Source organism: Vibrio sp. 2134-1 (genome assembly GCF_033339495.1).
On sequence record NZ_JAWOUS010000825.1, the window covers coordinates 1 to 552 of the forward strand.

Sequence of the window (552 nt, forward strand, 5' to 3'; positions counted from 1 at the left end):
TGCGTTCCCTGCCCGATCCGTTTTTCTAATAAGGAGCCGAGAGAAAATTTGGTTAAAGATAGCGTTTGGTTAACGAGTTATTTAAACAGAAAGTCAAGGTTCATGTGTTGTTCTATCGCATCCGCAATACGGTTAATACCTTGTTCTTTCAATGCTTCAAAATCTTGCTGTTTGACCTGAGTGCCATTCACCCACTCAGTAATGAGGTTTAGCGCTTCCGCTTCGTCAAAAAATCCGTGCAAGTAGGTTCCCATAATTTGGCCACATTCACTAATGGCACCGTCACATTCTCCGTTGTAGAGTTCAAGCGGTTGTTCGTCAAGTACCTGGCTTCTACCAACATGAATCTCATAACCTTTCACCTTCGCTTTTTGGTTATTGAGATTGAGCACAGCTTCAGTCTTGGTGAGCTGTTTACTACCAGTTAGCACGGTATGAACATTCAATAGTCCCAAACCTTCGCTTGAACCCGGTTCACCTTCTACACCGTCTGGATCATCAATCGTTTTACCAAGCATCTGGTAGCCACCACAAATGCCCATTACTTTTCCA

1 pseudogene is annotated in these 552 nt (G+C 43.5%); it reads right to left on the reverse strand.

Annotation, left to right across the window (positions count from 1 at the left end):
• Positions 1 to 77: 77 nt before the first annotated feature.
• A pseudogene (locus R7R78_RS28750) lies at positions 78 to 552 on the reverse strand (cobyric acid synthase CobQ); the annotation flags it as partial.